This window comes from Streptomyces sp. MAR4 CNX-425, assembly GCF_048656465.1.
GTDB lineage: Bacteria > Actinomycetota > Actinomycetes > Streptomycetales > Streptomycetaceae > Streptomyces.
In genome coordinates this window covers 1,198,100-1,216,246 of sequence record NZ_JBMDLF010000001.1, presented here as the reverse complement: position 1 = coordinate 1,216,246, position 18,147 = coordinate 1,198,100, and the positions used below count along the sequence as shown (strand labels likewise).

The window sequence follows — 18,147 nt, the reverse complement described above, 5'->3', positions numbered from 1 at the left end:
ACTGCTCCGCACATACTGTCGGATCGCGCCGCGTCGCGCTTCCTCGGGTCGTGATCGGCACGCTGCGCGGTGGTGCATGCGGTTGTCCACAAGGACGCACGTCGTCCACAAGTGGTTCGCGGCCGGGTGCGGCGCGGCTCTAGACTTACCGTCGTGACCGACGCAAAGAACCCGCAGAGCAGCGCAGCAGAACTCCCCACGCAGTACACGCCCGGCGAGGTGGAGACCTCGCTGTACGAGGGCTGGGTAGAGCGCGGTTACTTCGCGGCGGACGCCAAGAGCGACAAGCCGCCGTACGCGGTCGTCATCCCGCCGCCCAACGTCACCGGCAGCCTCCACCTCGGCCACGCCTTCGAGCACACGCTGATCGACGCCCTCACCCGCCGCAAGCGCATGCAGGGGTACGAGACGCTGTGGCAGCCCGGCATGGACCACGCCGGCATCGCCACGCAGAACGTCGTGGAGCGCGAGCTGGCCAAGGAGGGCCTCTCGCGGCACGACCTGGGCCGCGAGGCGTTCGTCGAGCGGGTGTGGAAGTGGAAGGCGGAGTCCGGCGGGCAGATCGCCGGCCAGATGCGCCGCCTCGGCGACGGTGTCGACTGGAGCCGGGACCGCTTCACCATGGACGAGGGCCTGTCGCGCGCCGTCCAGACCATCTTCAAGCGGCTCTACGACGACGGGTTGATCTACCGCGCCGAGCGCATCATCAACTGGTGCCCCCGCTGCCTCACCGCGATCTCCGACATCGAGGTGGAGTACCAGGAGGACGACGGCGAGCTGGTCTCCATCCGCTACGGCGAGGGCGAGGAGACCATCGTCGTGGCCACCACGCGCGCGGAGACGATGCTCGGCGACACCGCCGTCGCGGTCCACCCGGACGACGAGCGCTACCGCCACCTCGTCGGCACCGAGATCGTGCTGCCGCTCACCGGCCGCCGCATCCCCGTCGTCGCCGACGAGCACGTGGACCCGGAGTTCGGCTCCGGCGCCGTGAAGGTGACCCCGGCGCACGACCCCAACGACTTCGAGATCGGCCGCCGCCACGACCTGCCGATGCTCACGGTCATGGACGAGCACGCGGTGATCACCGCCCACGGCCCCTTCCAGGGCCTCGACCGGCTGGAGGCCCGCTCCGCGATCGTCGCCGCGCTGCGCGCCGACGGCCGGATCGTGGCCGAGAAGCGCCCCTATGTGCACTCGGTGGGCCACTGCTCCCGCTGCAAGACCACGATCGAGCCGCGGCTGTCCCTCCAGTGGTGGGTCAAGGTCGGCCCGCTGGCGAAGGCCGCGGGCGACGCGGTGCGCGACGGCCGGGTCGCCATCCACCCCAAGGAGATGGAGTCCCGGTACTTCGGCTGGGTCGACAACCTCAACGACTGGTGCATCTCCCGCCAGCTGTGGTGGGGCCACCGCATCCCCGTCTGGCACGGCCCGGACGGCGAGCTGGTGTGCGTCGGCCCGGACGACGAGCCGCCGAGCGGCGAGGGCTGGACGCAGGACAACGACGTGCTGGACACGTGGTTCTCGTCCGGCCTGTGGCCGTTCTCCACGCTGGGCTGGCCGGAGGAGACCGAGAGCCTGGCGAAGTTCTATCCGAACTCCGTCATGGTCACCGGCTACGACATCCTCTTCTTCTGGGTCGCCCGGATGATGATGTTCGGGCTGTACGCGATGGACGGCGAGATCCCGTTCCGTACGATCGCGCTGCACGGGATGGTCCGCGACCAGTTCGGCAAGAAGATGTCGAAGTCCTTCGGGAACGCGGTGGATCCCCTGGAGTGGATGGACAAGTACGGCTCCGACGCCGTCCGCTTCACCCTCGCCCGCGGCGCCAACCCCGGCACCGACGTGCCGATCGGCGAGGACTGGGTCCAGGGCTCGCGCAACTTCGCGAACAAGGTGTGGAACGCCACGCGCTTCGCGCTGATGAACGGCGCCACGGTCGAGGGCCCGCTGCCCGCGGCGGCCGAGCTGTCCACGACGGACCGCTGGATCCTCTCCCGGCTCGGCGCGGTCGTCGCCGAGGTCGACGCGCTCTACGAGGACTTCCAGTTCGCGAAGCTCTCCGACGTGCTGTTCCACTTCGCCTGGGACGAGGTCTTCGACTGGTACGTGGAGCTGTCCAAGACGACGTTCGCGGCCGGCGGCCCCGCGGCCGACGCCTCGCGCCGCGTCCTGGGCGAGGTGCTGGACGTCACGCTGCGGCTGCTGCACCCGGTGGTCCCGTTCGTCACCGAGGCGCTGTGGACGGCGCTGACGGGCCGCGAGTCCCTCGTGATCGCCGACTGGCCCGCGGACTCCGGCTTCCGGGACGCGGCGGCCGAGGCGGAGATCGTCAAGCTCCAGGACGTCGTCACCGAGGTCCGCCGCTTCCGCGCCGACCAGGGCCTCCAGCCGGGCCAGCGGGTGCCCGCCCGGGTCGAGCTGTCCGGCGCCGGCCTTCAGGCGCACGAGGCCGCCGTGCGGCAGCTGCTCCGGTTGCAGCCCGAGGGGGCGGGCGGTCGGGAGTTCGCCGCCACCGCGTCGCTGCCGGTGGCCGGGGCCACCGTCGCGCTGGACCTGTCCGGGACGATCGACGTGGCGGCCGAGCGCAAGCGGCTGGCGAAGGACCTGGCCGCCGCCGAGAAGGAGAAGGCGCAGGCGGAGGCCAAGCTCGGCAACGAGGGCTTTCTCGCCAAGGCGCCGGAGCCCGTCGTGGCGAAGATCCGCACCCGGCTGGCGAAGGCCGAGGAGGACCTCGTCCGTATCGGCGCCCAGCTGGAGAAGCTGCCGCAGCCGTAGCCCGTACGGAGGCGTACGGGCCCGGGGGCGCCCCCGGGCCCGTACCGCCGGCTACGCGCTGCGGTCCAGGGTCTCCTGCCGCACCGGGTGCGCGAAGGGCCGCCCCGCGGCGTAGCGGGCCACCTCGTCCGCCGCCGCCCGGCCCAGCCGCGGCAGCTCGCCCGCCAGCGACCCGGCGATGTGCGGCGTCAGCAGCACGTTCGGCAGGTCGTACAGCGGTGAGCCGGCCGGCGGGAACTCCGGCTCGGTGACGTCCACGACGGCGTGCAGCCGCCCCGCGACCAGCTCCTCCGTCAGCGCCTCCTGGTCCACCAGCGAGCCGCGCGCGGTGTTGACCAGCGTCGCCCCGTCGCGCATCGACGCCAGCCGGGCGCGGCTGATCAGGTGCCGGGTGCTCGGCAGCTCCGGCGCGTGCACGGTGACGACGTCGGCGGCGGCGCACAGGTCGTCGAGACCGGCGGGCGCGGCGCCGAGGGCGCGCAGCTCGCCGTCGTCCGCGTACGGGTCGTACACGAGCGTCGTCAGGTCGTACGGCCGCAGCAGCTCCAGCACCCGCCGCCCGATGAGGGAGGCGCCAACGACGCCGACGGTGCGCCGGTAGTTGCCGGCGCCGGGGTGGTCCGCGTACCAGTCGTACGGGCCGCGCCGCCGCCGGTACTCCTCGCGCACCTGGAGCACCCGCTTGCCGGCGAACAGCACCGCCGCGACCGTGTACTCCGCCACCGGCAGCGCGTTCGCCCACGCCGCCGAGGAGACCGCGATCCCGCGCCGCCACACCGCCCGGGTGACGTGGTGCCTGACGGACCCGGCGGCGTGCACGACGGCCCGCAGCCGCGGCGCCGCGGCGAGCGCCGCGTCGTCCAGCGGCGGGCAGCCCCAGCAGGTGACGAGCACCTCGGCGGCGGCGAGCGCGGCGGCGGCCCGCGGCTCGGCGAAGTCGGCGGCGGCCGGGCCGGGTTCGACGTCGGCGACCTCCGCGAGCCGCTCCCGCGTCGCGGCGTCGAACAGCCGCGGCAGGACGTCGGGGCTCATCGCGAACAGGGTGCGCGGGCGGCGGTCGGCGCCGCCGGGCGGGCCGCCGGGCCGGTCGTTGTGGGACACGCGGTCGCCTCCTGTGCCGGGTCTGCGATCCGGAGCTGTGGCTGCCTCCCCGCCGGGCGGGGATCTGTCGTAGCGGGACCCTAGACTGGCATGGTGAGCGCCCGCGAAGAACCCGCAGGTCCCGACCCGGACGAGACCCCCGGCAGCCCGGACACCCCGGATGTCCCCGAGACCCCGGAAAACCCCGAAGACGCAGCCTTCGACGAGATCGTCGGCACCGAGACCGACCGCGACCCCGACCTGGCCGTCATCGAGGCCGGCAGCCGCACGCTGCGCACCCAGGCGGGCCCGCCCGCCGGGGACGGCGTGCCCGCGCCCCCCGCGGACCCCGAGGTGGCGCGCGCGCTGCGCGAGGCCGAGGCGGAGCTGCTGGCGCGCTGGCCGGAGACGCGGATCGACCCGTCGCTGGAGCGCATCCGGGCGCTGCTCGACATCCTCGGCGAGCCGCAGCGCGCGTACCCGTCGATCCATCTGACGGGCACGAACGGCAAGTCCTCCACCGCCCGCATGATCGAGGCGCTGCTGGTGACGTGCGAGCTGCGTACCGGCCGCTACACCAGCCCGCACCTGCAGTCGATCACGGAGCGCATCGGCATCGACGGCGCGCCGATCGACGCCGAGCGCTTCGTCGAGACGTACCGCGAGCTGAAGCCGTACGCGGAGATGGTCGACGCCCGGCAGGAGCACCCGCTGTCGTTCTTCGAGATGCTCACCGCGATGGCCTTCGCCGCCTTCGCGGAGGCGCCGGTGGACGTGGCGGTGGTCGAGGTGGGCCTGGGCGGCACGTGGGACAGCACGAACGTCGTCGACGCCTCCGTCGCCGTCGTCACGCCCATCGCCGTCGACCACAGCCGGCTGCTCGGGGACACCCCCGGGGAGATCGCCGCCGACAAGGCGGGGATCGTGAAGAAGACGGCGACGTCCGCGGGCGGCGGCCCGGGCACCGTCGTGATCATGGCCCAGCAGCCCGTCGACGCCGCGCAGGTGCTGCTGAAGCGGGCCGTCGAGGTGGACGCGACGGTGGCCCGCGAGGGCATGGAGTTCGGCGTGCTGAGCCGGGAGGTCGCGGTCGGCGGGCAGCTGCTGACGCTGCGCGGCCTCGGCGGCGAGTACCCGGAGGTCTTCCTGCCGCTGCACGGCGAGCACATGGCGCACAACGCCGCGGTGGCCCTGGCCGCCGTGGAGGCGTTCTTCGGCGTCGGCTCCGAGCACGCCCGCAGCCTCGACGCCGACAGCGTCCGGCGCGCGTTCGCCACCGTCACCTCGCCGGGCCGCCTGGAGGTCGTACGGACCTCGCCCACCGTCATCCTCGACGCCGCGCACAACCCGGCCGGCGCGCTGGCGACGGCGGCGGGGGTGCGGGAGGCGTTCGGTTTCAGCCGTCTCATCGGCGTCGTCGGCACCAGCCGGGAGAAGGACGTGCGGGGCGTGCTGGAGGCGTTCGAGCCGATCTTCGCGGAGGTCGTCGTCACGCGGAACTCCACGAGCCGCGCGATGGACCCGGACGAGCTGGCGGCGGTGGCCGTGGAGGTCTTCGGCAGCGAGCGGGTGCAGGTCGAGCCGCGCCTGGACGACGCCCTGGAGGCGGCCATTACCCTGGCGGAGGAGGAGGACGAGTACGCCGGCGCGGGGGTGCTGGTCACGGGTTCGGTCATCACCGCCGGAGAGGCCCGGCTGCTGCTGGGCCCGCAGTAGCGGGCACTACCCTGGCGGCACCGGGTCACCGGTTCCGCCACCACCACGTCACCGCTGGAACAAGGTAGAGGAGCGAGCATGCGCACGCTCTGTGCGAGCACGCTGGTCGGCGAGATCATCGTCATCGGCCTGACGGGGCTCGTCGCGATGCGGCAGTCGGACCTGTCCGACGGCACGATCTGGGGGGTCAGCGGCGCCGCCATGGTGCTGTGCGTGCTGGTCTGCGGCATGCTCGGCCGCCCCGGCGCCGTGGAGGTCGGCTGGGGGCTCCAGGCCGCGCTGATCGCGTCCGGCTTCGTGGTGCCGTCGATGTTCTTCCTGGGCGCGGTCTTCGCCGCCCTGTGGTGGGCGTCCGTGCACTACGGGCGGATCGTCGACGCCGCCAAGGCCGCCCGGCGGGCCGCCGCCGAGGGCGCCGAGGCGGCCGGGGAGACCGGCGGCGCACCGGCGTAGCGGCGGCCGGCGGCGGGACGCGTGCGAGCGTCCGCCGCCCGCCCGGTAAGGTCGGACTCCCCCGAGTCCAGCAACACATCGCAGGAGCCGTACATGAGCCAGCGCACGCTCGTCCTCCTCAAGCCCGACGCGGTACGCCGTGGGCTGGTCGGCGAGATCATCGGCCGGATCGAGCGGAAGGCCGGCTGGTCGATCGCCGCTCTCGAACTGCGCACCCTCGACCGGTCGGTCCTGGAGCAGCACTACGCCGAGCACGTCGGCCGGCCGTTCTACGAGCCGCTGATGGAGTTCATGGCCTCCGGTCCCGTCGTCGCGCTGGTCGTCGAGGGCGAGCGGGTCATCGAGGGCGTCCGTGCGCTGGCCGGCCCCACCGACCCGATCGCCGCCGCGCCCGGCAGCATCCGCGGCGACTTCGGCACCGTCGTCCGCGAAAACCTCGTGCACGCCTCCGACTCGGAGGAATCCGCCGCGCGCGAGCTGAAGCTGTTCTTCCCCGAGCTGGCCTGACGTCGGCGCAGGTCGGCAGCGTCGCCCGGCACCCGCGGAGGCGACCGGATCTTTCGGTCGCCTCTTGGCATGTGCAAGCGAAAAGGGGGCATGCGCAACCGACACGGTGGCGTATTGACCGCGACACCCTCGCTGCCTCTACGACCTCCCGAGACTACGATGGCCCCTACGGGCCGTAGCGCGCGCCGCTCCGTTGCCGACCCCCGCCCGCCGTCACCTTGGAAGGCCAGACGTATCCCATGGCGAACAGCATGTCTTTCATCGGCCGTGACATGGCCGTCGACCTTGGGACCGCCAACACGCTGGTGTACGTCAGAGGCCGGGGCATCGTGCTGAACGAGCCGTCGGTCGTGGCCATCAACACCAACACCGGCGGGATTCTCGCGGTCGGCGCCGAGGCGAAGAAGATGATCGGCCGCACTCCGGGCAACATCGTCGCGGTGCGCCCGCTGAAGGACGGCGTCATCGCCGACTTCGAGATCACCGAGCGGATGCTGCGCTACTTCATCCTGAAGATCCACAAGCGCCGCTACCTCGCCCGCCCGCGCGTCGTGGTCTGCGTGCCGTCGGGCATCACCGGGGTCGAGCGCCGCGCGGTCATCGAGGCCTCGACCCAGGCGGGCGCCCGCCAGGTGCACATCATCGAGGAGCCGATGGCCGCCGCCATCGGCTCCGGGCTCCCGGTGCACGAGGCGACGGGGAACATGGTCGTGGACATCGGCGGCGGCACCACCGAGGTCGCGGTGATCTCCCTCGGCGGAATCGTCACGGCACAGTCCATCCGGGTGGCCGGGGACGAACTGGACAACGCGATCATCCAGCACATCAAGAAGGAGTACAGCCTCCTGCTCGGCGAGCGCACCGCCGAGATGATCAAGATCACCATCGGCTCGGCGTACGACACCGACCGGGACGAGCACACCGAGATCCGCGGCCGTGACCTGGTCAGCGGACTGCCCAAGACCGTCGTGATCTCCTCCGCCGAGGTGCGCAAGGCCATGGAGGAGCCGCTCAACGCGATCGTCGACGCCGTGAAGACGACGCTCGACAAGTGCCCGCCGGAGCTGTCCGGCGACATCATGGACCGCGGCATCGTGCTCACCGGGGGCGGCGCGCTGCTGGCCGGCCTCGACGAGCGGCTGCGGCACGAGACGGGGATGCCGATCCACCTCGCCGAGGAGCCGCTCGACTCCGTCGCGCTCGGCTCCGGCAAGTGCGTCGAGGAGTTCGAGGCACTGCAGCAGGTGCTGGACGCACAGCCCCGTCGTTAGCCCGAGTCCGCACCCCGTCGCCGGGACACCCCAGGAAGGCGCTTCGGTAAGCACGTGAGGGACACACGAGAGAGCCGGGTCCTGCTCCTGCTGCTCATCACCATCTCGTTCGCGCTGATCACGGTCGACATCCGGGGCGGGGACGACTCTCCCCTGGACGCCACGAAGCGCGGGGCCGCGACCGCCCTGGGGCCCGTCGAGGAGGGCGTCGCCACGGTGGTCGACCCGGTGGGCAACGCGATCGAGGCGGTGCGGGAGTCGGGGGACAGACACGATCGGATCGCCGAACTGGAGCGGCAGAACGCCGAGCTGAAGCAGCGGCTGGGCAGCGACGACCGCAACCGGGCCCGCGCCGCCGAGCTGGACAAGATCCTCAAGACCGCCGGCGCCGGCCGGTACGGCATCAAGGGAGCCCAGGTCATCGCCATAGGAGCGGCCCAGGGCCTGTCCTGGACGGTGACCATCGACGCCGGCTCCCGCGACGGCCTGGAGCGGGACATGACCGTACTCAACGGCGACGGCCTCGTCGGCCGCGTCACCACCGTCGGCCCGTCCACCGCCACGGTGCTGCTCGCCAACGACCCGGAGTTCACCGTCGGCACCCGGCTGGAGAAGACCAGCGAGCTGGGCTTCGCCACCGGTCAGGGCGACCGGCCCATGAAGGTGGAGCTGCTCAACGGCAAGCTGAAGGTGCAGAAGGGCGACCGGCTGGTGACCTTCGGCTCCCGGGACTCGCGGCCGTTCGTGCCGGGCGTGCCGATAGGGGTCGTCTCGTCGGTCGAGCCGGTCGGCGACGTCACCCGCACCGTGTACGTCGAGCCGTACGCCTCCTTCACCCGCCTCGACATCGTCGGCGTCGTCGTCCGGCCGCCGCGCGACGACCCGCGCGACGCGGTCCTGCCGCCCGCGCCCAAGCCGACGCCCACGCCGACCGTCACCGTCACGGTCACCCCCGGCGCCGAAGGCGGGGCGGCGGGCGAGGCGGGCGGCGAGCTGGACGCCGGAGCCGGGGACCCGCCGGTGGAGGACCCCGCCGCCGACCCCGCCGCCGGGGGACCCGCAGCCGGAGAGGACGGGAACTGACCGCATGAGGCACGTGAACCGCGTCCTGCTCTCCGCCCTGCTGGTGGTGGTCGCCCTGGTCTTCCAGGTCACCGTGCTCGCCCGGCTCCACCTGCCCGGCGCCGTACCCGACCTGGCCCTGCTCGTCGTCCTCGCCCTCGCCATGGTCTACGGCCACGTGGGCGGCGCGCTCGTCGGCTTCAGCGCCGGCCTGCTCGCCGACATCGCCCCGCCCGCCGACCACGCCGTCGGCCGCTACGCCCTCGTGCTCGCCGTCATCGGCTACCTCGCCGGGCTCATCAAGCCCGAGTCCGGCCAGGTGCGTACCGCCGCCGGCCCGATGATGGTCGTCGGCTGCGCCGCCGTCGGCTCCACGCTGCTGTACGCGGGCGTGGGCGCCCTGGTCGGCGAGGGCTCGGTGCGCGGCGTCGGCCTGGGCAACCTGGTCTTCACCGCCGCGATCTACGACCTGCTGCTCGCCCCGTTCACCGTGCCGCTGGTGATGGCGCTGGCCCGCAAGGCCGACCGCGGCACCACCGCCGAGGCCGCCGAGACCGCCACCGGCGGCTCGGCCGCGGGCGACTCCTCGTACCGCTGGCTGGCCGGCGGCACCGCCAGCCGGGCCGCCGTCAAGCGGGCCCGCTCCTACGGCCGCGGCGGCATCGGCCGGCAGCGCGGCAACCTGTTCGGCCCCCGGTCCAAGAGCGCCAAGGCCACCCGCATCAAAGGGGTGAAGCGGCTGTGACCAACATTCCGGAGACCGGCAAGTCGACCCGGGTGACCGTCCGGCTGGTCGGCATCCAGGTGCTCGTCCTGTCCCTGCTGCTCACCCTCGGCGGCCGGCTGTGGTATCTGCAGATCCGCAACGGCGAGGAGTACGAGGAGCAGGCCGCCGGCAACCACGTCCAGCAGGTCATCGAGCCCGCCGTGCGCGGCTCCATCCTCGACGCCCGCGGCGAGCCGCTCGCCGACAACGAGACCCGCCTGGTGGTCTCCGCCAGCCGCACGGACCTGATGAAGATGGACGACGACGGCGAAGCCGTCCTCACCAAGCTCGCCGGGGTGCTGGGCATGAAGCCCGAGACCGTGCGGGAGCGGGTCCGGCTCTGCGACGCCGAGACCCCGAAGCCGTGCTGGAACGGCTCCCCGTACCAGCCCATCCCCATCACCGACGAGGCCACCGCCCGCCAGGCGCTGCAGATCCGGGAGCAGAAGGAGGAGTTCCCCGGCATCACCGCGGAGCCCAGCGCCGTCCGCCGGTACGGCTCGCCGAACGACGCGCGGACCGCGCAGGTCCTCGGCTACCTCTCCCCGGTCACCGACGAGGAGATCACCCGGGCCGAGGACGGCGACAACCCGCTGCTGCGCACCGACCAGATCGGCCGCGCCGGCCTCGAACGCTCCTACGACTCCGAGCTGCGCGGCCAGGCCGGTGTGACGAGCTACCGCGTCGACAAGCTCGGCCGGGTGATAGGGGAGGCCGACAAGCAGCCCGGCGTGCCCGGCTCCAACCTGGTCACCAGCATCGACTCGCGGGTGCAGGCGCTCGCCGAGAAGGAGCTGGCCAAGGCGATGAAGGTGGCCCGCACCCAGTTCGACGACAACACCGGCGAGAACTACAAGGCGGACTCCGGCGCGATGGTGGTGATGGAGGCCGACACCGGCCGCGTCGTCGCGATGGCGTCCAACCCGACGTACGACCCGAACGACTGGGTCGGCGGCATCGATGCCGGCACGTACAAGAAGCTGACCGGCGAGAAGGCCAACCACCCGCTGCTGAACCGGGCGACCCAGGGCCAGTCGGCCCCCGGCTCGATCTTCAAGCCGATCACGACGACCGCCGCGGTCAACGCCGGCTACGACTTCGACGGCAGCTACCAGTGCAGCAGCGACTACTCCATCGGCGGCCAGGTCTTCAAGAACTTCGAGTCGCAGAGCTACGGCGCCATCGACCTCGGCCGGGCGCTGGAGGTCTCCTGCGACACGGTCTACTACCGGCTGGCGCACCAGGAGTGGCTGAAGGACGGCGGCAACAAGCCGAAGAAGAAGCCCGACGACTGGTTCTACAAGACCGCCCACCAGTTCGGCCTCGGCGAGGAGACCGGCATCGACCTGCCGAACGAGGTCACCGGCCGGGTCCCCGACCGGCAGTGGAAGAAGGACTACTGGCGGGCCAACAAGGACGCCTGGTGCAAGCAGGGCAAGCGGGACGGGAGCTACACCGAGCGCATCGCGTACGAGAACTGCCTGGAGGGCATGCGCATGCGCGCCGGTGACGCCGTCAACTACTCCATCGGCCAGGGCGACACGCTCGTCACCCCGATACAGATGGCCACCATCTACGGCGCCATCGCCAACGGCGGCACGCTCTACGACCCCACCATCGGCAAGGCCGTCATCAGCGCCGACGGCAAGAAGGTCGACATGATCGAGCCGAAGGCGCACGGCAAGCTGCCGCTGGACAAGGCCACCCACGCCGCCATAGACGACGCCCTGGCGGGCGTCGCCACCCGCGGCACCGCCGCCTGGCGCTTCACCGGCTGGCCGCAGGACGAGATCCCGATGCACGCCAAGACCGGCACCGCCGAGGTCTACGGCAAGCAGACGACGTCGTGGTTCGCCACGTACACCGACGAGTACACGATCGTCATGACCATCTCCCAGGGCGGCACCGGCTCCGGCGCCTCCGCGCCCGCGGTCCGCGCGGTCTACGACGCGCTGTACGGCGTCACCGAGGACGGCAGCATCGACCCGAAGAAGGCCCTGCTGCCCAAGCCGCAGAAGAGGCTGCCGAAGATCTCGCCGGACGGCAGGATCGAGGCGCCATGACGGCCGGCGACGGGTACTCCGTCCGGCGCTTCACGCCCGAGCTGGGCACGTGGGGCAGGCTCACCGCGCGTGACTCGCTGGTGCGCCGGATGGACTGGATGCTGATGTTCTCCGGGCTCGCGCTGTCGGTCGTCGGCACCGCGCTGGTCTGGTCCGCGACCCGCAACCGCAACGACCTCACGGGCGGCGACCCGTACTACTTCGTGATGCGGCACGCGATCTTCACCTGCGTCGGCATCGCGCTGATGGCCGCCACCGTGTGGCTGGGCCACCGCACCCTGCGCGGCGCGGTGCCGCTGCTGTACGGGCTGTCGCTGGTGCTCGTCGCCACGGTGCTCAGCCCGCTGGGCACCACCATCAACGGCTCCCGCGCCTGGCTCGACCTCGGCGGCGGCTTCACCGTCCAGCCGGCCGAGTTCACCAAGATCACGATCATCCTGGGGATGGCGATGATCCTGGCCGCCCGGGTCGACGCGGGCGACCGCCAGTACCCCGACGGCCGCACCGTCGTCCAGGCCCTCGGCATGGCCGCGGCGCCGATCGGGATCGTCGTGCTGATGCCGGACCTCGGCTCGGCGATGGTGCTGACCGCGATCGTGCTGGGCGTGCTGCTCGCCTCCGGCGCGTCCAACCGCTGGGTGCTGGGGCTGGTGCTCGCCGGCGTGGGCGGCGCGGCGGCGGTCGTCTCGCTCGGGATGCTGGACGAGTACCAGGTCAACCGCTTCGCGGCCTTCGCCAACCCGGCGCTCGACCCGGCGGGCGTCGGCTACAACACCAACCAGGCCCGGATCGCCATCGGCTCGGGCGGGGCGACCGGCAAGGGCCTGGGCGAGGGCAGCCAGACGACGGGCCAGTTCGTGCCCGAGCAGCAGACCGACTTCATCTTCACGGTGGCCGGCGAGGAGCTGGGCTTCGTCGGCGCGGGCGCCATCCTGCTGCTGATCGGCGTGCTGCTGTGGCGGGCGTGCCGGATCGCGCGGGACGCCAGCGACCTGTACGGGACGATCGTCGCCGCGGGCGTGGTGGCGTGGTTCGCGTTCCAGGCGTTCGAGAACATCGGGATGACGCTGGGCATCATGCCGGTGGCGGGGCTGCCGCTGCCGTTCGTCAGCTACGGCGGGTCGTCGATGTTCGCGGTGTGGATCGCGGTGGGGCTGTTGCAGTCGGTCAAGATGCAGCGGCCGCTGTCGGCGTGACCGGGTACGTCCCCGGGGCGTACCGCGGTCCGCGTCACAGCCCGCGCAGGAGCAGCACCCCCGCCGCGGCGGCCACCCCGAGCACCACCGCCGCCGCCCCCGCCGCCAGCCGCCCGCCGCGCAGCGCCCCCAGCGCCCCGTCGACGGAGACCCGCCCCGCCCCGGTCAGCGCCAGCACTACGCCCGCGGCGCCGAGCAGCACCTCGTACTCGACGCCCCGCGGATCCGCCGCCGCGATCGGACCGCTCCACGCGAAGCCCCACTTGACGGCCACGGCGTTGATCATCACCCCGATCACCGAGGCGGCCGCCAGCGGGGTGAGAAGGCCGACGGCCAGCGCGAGCCCGCCGACGACCTCGCTCAGCCCCAGCACCCACGTCATCGCCCGCTCGCCGGGGTAGCCGGCCGCGCCCAGCATCGCGGCCGTCGGGTCGAACCCGGCGCCGCCGAACCAGCCGAAGAGCTTCTGCGCCCCGTGCACCGCCATGACCGCGCCGACCGCGCCCCGCAGCAGCAGCAGTCCGGCGTCGGCGCCGGACACGCGCGCGGTGACGTCCTCGGCGTAGCTGACGACGGGGATGGTGCGCGTCTGGGCGGCCATGGGCGAGCTCCTCGGGTCGTTCTGGGCGCGACGCTAGGACACCCCCGGCACCCCCGCCACCCGGCATATTCGCGGGATCCGACCCCGCGGGACCCCCTGACCAACCGCCCGGCCGCGGCTAAATTCGATTCATGGTGGACACGGTGCGGGAGATCGAGCGGAAGTACGAGGCCACGGCGGGCGCCCGCGAGCTGCCGCCGTTGCCGGACCTGACGGGCGTCGACGGCGTCACGGCGGTGACCGACGAGGGCACGGCCCACCTCGACGCCGTGTACTACGACACCGCGGCCGGCCGGCTCGCGGCCGACGGCATCACCCTGCGCCGCCGCACGGGCGGCGACGACGCCGGCTGGCATCTGAAGCTGCCGGTGGCCCCCGGCGTACGCGACGAGGTCCGCGCGCCGCTCGGCGAGGGCGTCCCGCGCCGCCTCGCGGCCCTGGTCCGCTCCCGCGTCCGCGACGCCGAGCTGACGCCCGTGATCCGGATCCGCACGGATCGGGACGTCCACCGGCTGCTCGACGCGGACGGCGAACCGGTCGCGGAGGTCTCCGCCGACCGGGTGACGGCGGAGCGCCCGGGGACCGGGGCGACGGCGGAGTGGGCCGAACTGGAGGTGGAGCTGGCCGCCGGGGGAGCGCCGGCGGTGCTGGACGCGGTGGAGGCGGCGCTGACCGGGGCGGGGCTGCGGCGGTCGGCGGCGGCGTCGAAGCTGGCGCGGGCGCTGGCGGAGACGGGGGAGAAGCCCGGGAAGAAGGCCGGGAAAAAGACCGGGAAGAAGGACAAGGACGGCAACAAGGCCAAGCAGCCCAAGCAGGACAAGAAGTCCCAGCAGTCCAATAAGTCCAAGAAGTCCAAGAAGTCCAAGAGCGCCGAGCGCGCCGGGAAGGCCGAGGGCGGCAAGGCCGCGAAGGGCGGCAAGCGGAAGACCGCGGCCCCGGCCTCCCCGAAACCCGCCGAACCCGCCGCCCGCCCCGCCGGCGACCTCGTCCTCGACTACGTACGCGCCCAGGTCACCGCCCTCGTCGAGCTGGACCCCGCCGTCCGCCGCGACCAGCCCGACGCCGTCCACCAGATGCGCGTCGCCAGCCGCCGCCTGCGCAGCACGTTCCGCAGCTACCGCGCCGTCCTCGACCGCACCGCCACCGATCCCCTCGGCGGCGAACTGCGCTGGCTCGCCGGCGAACTCGGCGTGGACCGCGACCGCGAGGTGCTCACCGAACGCATCCACGCCGGCCTCGCCGAGCTGGCCCGCCCGCTCGTCCTCGGGCCCGTACGCGGCCGGCTGCGCACCTGGTCCACCGCCCGCCGCACCGGCTCCCGGCGCCGCATCACCGCCGTCCTCGACGGCCGCCGCTACCTCGCCCTGCTCGACGCCCTCGACGGGCTGCTCGCCGACCCGCCGCTGCGCCCCGCCGCGGCACGCCCCGCGGAGCCCGTGCTGCGCAAGGCCCTCGCCCGCGACTACCGGCGCTTCGCCGACTCGTTGCAGCAGGTCTTCGACCTCGCCCCGGGCCCCGACCGGGACACCGCCATCCACGAGACCCGCAAGTCCGCCAAGCGCGCCCGCTACGCCGCGGAGGTGGCCCGCCCCGTGCTCGGAAAGGAGGCCAAGACCGTCACCTCGCTGATGCGGGAGGTCCAGGACCTGCTCGGCGACTACCAGGACGGCGTGCTGGCCCGGGCCGCGCTGCGCGAGATCGCGCAGCAGGCGCAGGGCGCGGGCGAGCCCTCGTTCACGTACGGCGTGCTGTACGCGCGCGAGGAGGCCCGCGCGGCCGCGCTGCGCGACCGGCTGCCCTGGCTGAAGCAGAAGCACCTGTGAGCAGTGCGAAGAGGGGCCCCCGGCGGGCGCGCGCTACGCTGGATGGTCACCCGCGTACGTACCACAGGACCGCCGAGGACAGCCTGACCGATGACTGCCGTGCCCGCATCCACCGTCGAGTCGGTCTTCCCCCGCCTGGAAGCCCTCCTCCCGCATGTCCAGAAGCCCATCCAGTACGTCGGCGGTGAGCTGAACTCCACCGTGAAGGACTGGGACGCGACCGACGTCCACTGGGCGCTGATGTACCCGGACGCGTACGAGGTCGGCCTGCCCAACCAGGGCGTCATGATCCTCTACGAGGTGCTGAACGAGCGGGCGGACACGCTCGCCGAACGCACGTACAGCGTGTGGCCGGACCTGGAGGAGCTGATGCGCGCGCACGACGTGCCGCAGTTCACCGTGGACAGCCACCGCCCCGTGCGCGCGTTCGACCTCCTCGGCGTCTCCTTCTCCACCGAGCTGGGCTACACCAACCTCCTCGCCGCCCTCGACCTCGCCGGCATCCCGCTGGCCGCCGCCGACCGCGGCGACGACGACCCGGTCGTGGTCGCCGGCGGCCACGCCGCGTTCAACCCGGAGCCGATCGCCGACTTCGTCGACTGCGCGGTCATCGGCGACGGCGAGCAGGCGGTGCTGACGATGACCGACATCGTCAAGGCGTGGAAGGCCGAGGGCCGCCCGGGCGGGCGCGAGGAGCTGCTGCTGCGGCTGGCGAAGACGGGCGGGGTGTACGTCCCGTCGTTCTACGACGTCGAGTACCTGCCCGACGGCCGCATCGCCCGCGTCGTACCGAACCGCTCCGGCGTGCCCTGGCGGGTCTCCAAGCACACCGTCATGGACCTCGACGAGTGGCCCTACCCCAAGCAGCCGCTCGTCCCGATGGCCGAGACCGTGCACGAGCGCATGAGCGTGGAGATCTTCCGCGGCTGCACCCGCGGCTGCCGCTTCTGCCAGGCCGGCATGATCACCCGTCCGGTACGGGAGCGCAGCATCACCGGCATCGGCGAGATGGTCGACAAGGGCCTCGCGGCCACCGGCTTCGAGGAGGTCGGCCTGCTGTCGCTGTCGTCGGCCGACCACAGCGAGATCGGCGACGTCGCCAAGGGCCTTGCCGACCGCTACGAGGAGGACAAGGTCGGCCTGTCGCTCCCCTCCACCCGGGTCGACGCCTTCAACATCGACCTGGCGAACGAGCTGACGCGCAACGGCCGCCGCTCCGGCCTGACCTTCGCCCCCGAGGGCGCCACGGAACGCATCCGCAAGGTCATCAACAAGATGGTCTCGGAGGAGGACCTGATCCGCACGGTCGCCACCGCGTACGGCAACGGCTGGCGGCAGGTGAAGCTCTACTTCATGTGCGGGCTGCCCACCGAGACCGACGAGGACGTGGTCCAGATCGCGGACATGGCCGCCAAGGTCATCGCGAAGGGCCGCGAGGTCGCCCGGTCCAACGACATCCGCTGCACCGTCTCCATCGGCGGCTTCGTCCCCAAGCCGCACACGCCCTTCCAGTGGGCCCCGCAGCTCTCCGCCGAGGACACCGACGCCCGCCTGGAGCAGCTCCGCGACCGCATCCGCGCCGACAAGCGCCACGGCCGCGCCATCGGCTTCCGCTACCACGACGGCAAGCCCGGCATCGTCGAGGGCCTCCTCTCCCGCGGCGACCGCCGCGTCGGCGACGTCATCCGCGCCGTCTACGAGGACGGCGGCCGCTTCGACGGCTGGCGGGAACACTTCTCGTACGAGCGCTGGATGCGCGCCGCGGAGAAGGCGCTCCCCGCGCACGGCGTGGACGTCGGCTGGTACACGACCCGCGAGCGCTCCTACGAGGAGGTCCTGCCCTGGGACCACCTGGACTCGGGCCTGGACAAGGACTGGCTCTGGGAGGACTGGCAGGACGCCCTCGACGAGACGGAGGTCGAGGACTGCCGCTGGACGCCCTGCTTCGACTGCGGGGTGTGCCCGCAGCTCGACACCGAGATCCAGATCGGCCCGACGGGCCGAAAGCTGCTGCCGCTGAGCGTGGTCAAGGGCGAGACCGGCGGCGGCCAGGGCTGACGCCGCCGGGGGCGGGGAGGACCGCGCGGGGCCCGTGGGGGCGGCCCCGCGGTCGCGCTGCTGTTGAGCCGGGCGGAGCCGGAGTACGGCTCCGGGCCGGGCGCGACCGGGCCGGGACCCGGCTCGCACGCATGCCGCAATCCGCCGCGGCGCACCCCGGTATTTTCCGAATTCCGCAGACAATCGCACCATTGCTCCGCACGGGGGACTTGCACGCGATTATTCCGCGTGCCGTGTCGTCACCGCGCCGCCCTCGTTTCGAATAACGAAGGTGGGGCTTCGGGAGAACGGCCGTCGCTCCGACGGTAAGGAAATCGCTCCGAAGGCTCCGTGGCGGAAAGGATGCCAAGTGAAGTACGTCAAGTCTGCCGTGGTCGTGTGCGGTGCCGCCCTGGCACTGGGCACTGCCGGCCCGGCGGGCGCCATCGACCCCGGGCTCACCAACCCGGACCTGAGTCTGGACGCCGCGGCTCAACAGGCCGTGGAAGGGCTGGTCAACACGCCCGCGACCGAGCTGGTGCAGCACAGCCTGCCGGTCGACGGTCCGGCGGTCCGGGAGCTGACCCGGCCGGTCGACGAAGCGGCGCACCAGGTCATCCAGGGCGCCCTGCCGCGGCAGAGCGTGGCGCCCGCCGGCGCGGAGTTGCTCGGCGGCTCCTGAGCGGTCGGTTTCGCTCCGGACACGATCCGATCGTCCGAACGGGCGATTCCGGATAACTCACTCAAGGGTGCGGAGTTGTACAGCGTGCCCGCAACGTTGTTCCCTCAGG

14 protein-coding genes are annotated in these 18,147 nt (G+C 72.6%); 12 read left to right on the top strand and 2 right to left on the bottom strand.

Annotated features, from left to right (window positions below):
• Positions 1-153 precede the first annotated feature (153 nt).
• The gene (locus ACHZ99_RS05295) at positions 154-2,781 is read left to right on the top strand and encodes a valine--tRNA ligase (protein WP_420303131.1); all 2,628 of its coding nucleotides are present in this window, start codon (positions 154-156) and stop codon (positions 2,779-2,781) included.
• A gap of 51 nt (positions 2,782-2,832) precedes the next feature.
• Here the strand turns inward: ACHZ99_RS05295 and ACHZ99_RS05290 are convergent, their stop codons facing one another.
• Entirely contained in the window at positions 2,833-3,813 is a 981-nt protein-coding gene (locus ACHZ99_RS05290) for a hydroxyacid dehydrogenase (RefSeq protein ID WP_420303207.1), read from the bottom strand.
• Positions 3,814-3,975: 162 nt separating this feature from the next.
• On the opposite strand from ACHZ99_RS05290, the gene folC reads away from it, so the two are divergent.
• The 8 genes from folC (at position 3,976) to rodA (ending at position 12,895) form a co-directional block, all read left to right on the top strand.
• Positions 3,976-5,577, top strand: coding sequence for a bifunctional tetrahydrofolate synthase/dihydrofolate synthase (gene folC, locus ACHZ99_RS05285; protein ID WP_420303130.1), 1,602 nt, complete (start codon positions 3,976-3,978; stop codon positions 5,575-5,577).
• 78 nt (positions 5,578-5,655) lie between these two features.
• Positions 5,656-6,030 (top strand): DUF4233 domain-containing protein, encoded by a 375-nt coding sequence (locus ACHZ99_RS05280; protein ID WP_420303129.1) that lies wholly within the window; start codon positions 5,656-5,658, stop codon positions 6,028-6,030.
• 93 nt (positions 6,031-6,123) lie between these two features.
• Entirely contained in the window at positions 6,124-6,537 is a 414-nt protein-coding gene (gene ndk, locus ACHZ99_RS05275) for a nucleoside-diphosphate kinase (RefSeq protein WP_420303128.1), read from the top strand.
• A 251-nt stretch (positions 6,538-6,788) separates the two neighbouring features.
• A complete protein-coding gene (locus ACHZ99_RS05270) occupies positions 6,789-7,808 on the top strand; it encodes a rod shape-determining protein (RefSeq protein ID WP_018834281.1) in 1,020 nt (339 codons plus the stop codon).
• A gap of 54 nt (positions 7,809-7,862) precedes the next feature.
• Positions 7,863-8,891, top strand: a complete 1,029-nt coding sequence (gene mreC, locus ACHZ99_RS05265) for a rod shape-determining protein MreC (RefSeq protein WP_420303127.1) — start codon at positions 7,863-7,865, stop codon at positions 8,889-8,891.
• A 4-nt stretch (positions 8,892-8,895) separates the two neighbouring features.
• A complete protein-coding gene (mreD, locus tag ACHZ99_RS05260; protein ID WP_420303126.1) occupies positions 8,896-9,615 on the top strand; it encodes a rod shape-determining protein MreD in 720 nt (239 codons plus the stop codon).
• Positions 9,612-11,699 (top strand): penicillin-binding protein 2, encoded by a 2,088-nt coding sequence (gene mrdA / locus ACHZ99_RS05255; protein WP_420303125.1) that lies wholly within the window; start codon positions 9,612-9,614, stop codon positions 11,697-11,699. Before mreD ends, mrdA begins: the two co-directional genes overlap by 4 nt.
• Positions 11,696-12,895 (top strand): rod shape-determining protein RodA, encoded by a 1,200-nt coding sequence (rodA, locus tag ACHZ99_RS05250; RefSeq protein WP_420303124.1) that lies wholly within the window; start codon positions 11,696-11,698, stop codon positions 12,893-12,895. Before mrdA ends, rodA begins: the two co-directional genes overlap by 4 nt.
• 34 nt (positions 12,896-12,929) lie before the next feature.
• Here the strand turns inward: rodA and ACHZ99_RS05245 are convergent, their stop codons facing one another.
• Positions 12,930-13,496: a DoxX family protein gene (locus ACHZ99_RS05245; protein WP_420303123.1), complete on the bottom strand. Its 567-nt coding sequence runs from the start codon at positions 13,494-13,496 to the stop codon at positions 12,930-12,932.
• A 131-nt stretch (positions 13,497-13,627) separates the two neighbouring features.
• On the opposite strand from ACHZ99_RS05245, the gene ACHZ99_RS05240 reads away from it, so the two are divergent.
• The 3 genes from ACHZ99_RS05240 (at position 13,628) to ACHZ99_RS05230 (ending at position 18,038) form a co-directional block, all read left to right on the top strand.
• On the top strand, positions 13,628-15,319 hold the full coding sequence (locus ACHZ99_RS05240) for a CHAD domain-containing protein (protein ID WP_420303122.1): 1,692 nt from the start codon (positions 13,628-13,630) through the stop codon (positions 15,317-15,319).
• Positions 15,320-15,409: 90 nt separating this feature from the next.
• On the top strand, positions 15,410-17,377 hold the full coding sequence (locus ACHZ99_RS05235; RefSeq protein WP_420303121.1) for a TIGR03960 family B12-binding radical SAM protein: 1,968 nt from the start codon (positions 15,410-15,412) through the stop codon (positions 17,375-17,377).
• A 349-nt stretch (positions 17,378-17,726) separates the two neighbouring features.
• The gene (locus tag ACHZ99_RS05230; protein WP_420303120.1) at positions 17,727-18,038 is read left to right on the top strand and encodes a hypothetical protein; all 312 of its coding nucleotides are present in this window, start codon (positions 17,727-17,729) and stop codon (positions 18,036-18,038) included.
• Positions 18,039-18,147 lie beyond the last annotated feature (109 nt).